The following is a 2,637-nucleotide window of genomic DNA, read 5'->3' as shown; positions in this document are numbered from 1 at the left end:
GTTGCAGATACTCGTCTAAGATGTAGATTTGAGTATTGTCAATTGGCCGACCAATAGAGATTTTCTGGTCGAAAGGCTTGCATTTTGCGATTGTGGCACAGACACTGGCTTCCGTTGGACCGTAGGCGTTGAAAAAGTTTGCAACAGTAGACCATTGCCGCATCAGTTCAACTGTACAAGCTTCTCCAGCCACAATCAGTGTTTCCAGCGCTGGAAGTTTTTCCACTGGCAGAACTCCCAGTGCCGATGGTGGTAGGGTGATATGAGTAATGCCATAATCGCGTAATCGCTCAATTAATGGCATACCAGGCATGAGAGAGTCTTTTGTTCCTAAGTAAAGTGTTGCCCCTGAACCAAAAGTCATCAAGACTTCTGATATGCAAGCATCAAAACTCAACGAAGCAAACTGCAACACGCGACTATGACAATTCAAGTCAAAAACCTGAATCTGTGCTTGAGCTAGGTTGCACAATCCCTGATGCTCAACCATTACCCCTTTGGGCTTACCTGTGGAACCACTGGTGTAAATCACATTCGCTAGATGAAAAGCTTTCACCCCATTGCTAGGGTTATCCTGATTGTTTTGGACAATTTCTTCCCAGACTTGATCTAACAGGATTTGCTTTGCAGTATGTTCAGGTAATTTCTCAACTAGATGCTGTTGGGTCAGCAGTAAAGAAACTTGAGCATCTTCTAACATGAAGCTCAGACGATCTTGAGGATACTCCGGGTCTAGTGGTAGGTATGCCCCACCCGCCTTCAGAATGCCTAATAGGGCTACCACCATTTTCACTGAGCGCTCTACACACAGTCCAAGCAGCACATCCGCTTCCACACCCAATGAGCGCAAGTAGTGCGCCAACTGATTAGCACGACTATTCAACTGCTGGTATGTCAGTTGTTGGTCTTCAAAGACCACTGCTACTGCATCTGGGGTACGCGCCACCTGCTCCTCAAATAACTGATGGATACATTTATCATGGGGATAATCTACTCGTGTATCATTCCACTCAACTAATAACTGCTGTTGCTCAGGTTGTGTCAACAATGGCAATTGGGAAATCCGCTCTTGGGGATTGGTGACAATTGCCTCTAGCATTGTCACAAAATGACCTGTCATCCGCTCAATGGTGCTGCGCTCAAACAAGTCACTGTTGTACTCCCACCCTCCCACTAGTCCTGTGGCTGTATTCTCCATTGCCAAGGTAAGATCAAACTTTGCCGTAGTGATTTCTATTGGCAATGAACTCACCTCTAACCCAGTCAACTCTACATTAGGCATGGGTGCATTCTGCAAGGCAAACATCACCTGGAACAATGGTGTGTGACTCAGGTCTCTTTCTGGCTGCAATGCTTCCACCAGCATTTCAAACGGTAAATCTTGATGAGCATAAGCATCCATTGCCATTGACCGTATCCGCAACAGTAAATCGTCAAAACTTGGATTTCCCGAAATATCTGTGCGTAAAACTAATGTGTTGACAAAAAAGCCAATCAACCCTTCTATTTCAATGCGATCGCGATTGGCGATGGGAGACCCCACCAAAATGTCTGATTGTCCTGTGTAGCGGTATAGTAATGTGCTGAAACTAGCCAACAGAGTCATGAACAGTGTCACTCCTTGCTGTTGACTGAGTTTTGTCAGTTTAGTAGTGAGTTCCTCGCTTAGTGCAAACTCCAGATATTCCCCTGCGAAGCTTTGCACTGCGGGTCTTGGTCGGTCTGTGGGTAATGGCAAGAATGTCGGCGCGTCTTTGAGTTGTTGTTGCCAGTAACTCAATTGGCTTTGTAGTACTTCTCCAACCAACCAATTTCGCTGCCAGATGGCAAAGTCTGCGTACTGAATCGGCAGTGATGGTAATGGTGAGGCTTGATCTATTGAATATGCATTATACAATGCTATGAGTTCTTCAACAAACACACCCATTGACCAGCCATCAGAGACAATATGGTGCATACACACTATTAACACGTGTTCTGTCTGTGAAAGTACTAGTAATGTTGCTCTTAGTAGGCTTTCACTAGACAGGTCAAATGGTTCAATAGTTTGTTGTACTAATTGCTTAACAGCTATTTCTTTTTCGTTTGTGGTTAAATGCTGCAAGTCAACAACTGATACTGTCCAGTTTGTTGCTGTGTGAATGATTTGAGAAGGTTTTCCATCGACTGCGATAAAGTTGGTGCATAATGCTTCGTGGCGATGAATTATTTCTATTAAGCTTTGTTCTAAGGCTGCAACATTGAGATTTCCTTGCAAACGCAAAGCGACATGAATATTGTATGAGGCACTATTCGGCTTTAACTGATCTAAAAACCACAACCTTGTTTGAGCATAAGACAGTGGTAGTTCTGCATTCTCTGCCCGCTTTAAGATAGCTGGGGAAGTTAGTTCTAAATTTTGCTGCTGTAGCTGCTGTATCGATTGCGCCAATTGAGCTACTGTTGCTTCTGCAAATAAACTACGCAACGATAGTTCTACTTTGAAAATGTTGCGGATACGGGATACCAACTGGGTTGCTAGTAGGGAGTGTCCGCCAAGTTCAAAGAAGTTATCATCAACTCCTACAAGCTCAACTTTCAGCACTTGTGACCAAATTTGTGCCAGTATTTCTTCGACTGGCGTGCGCGGGGCTATAT

1 protein-coding gene is annotated in these 2,637 nt (G+C 44.4%); it reads right to left on the bottom strand.

The genetic code is table 11. The features are described from left to right. Nucleotides 1–2,637 (bottom strand): non-ribosomal peptide synthetase (locus tag VB740_RS17830; protein ID WP_323201291.1); only part of this gene is annotated, 2,637 nt, incomplete at both ends.

It is taken from the genome of Nostoc sp. UHCC 0251, from assembly GCF_034932245.1.
Classification (GTDB): Bacteria; Cyanobacteriota; Cyanobacteriia; order Cyanobacteriales; family Nostocaceae; genus Nostoc.
Note: the sequence above shows the minus strand (reverse complement) of the source record. Positions and strands in the feature narration are given on the sequence as shown.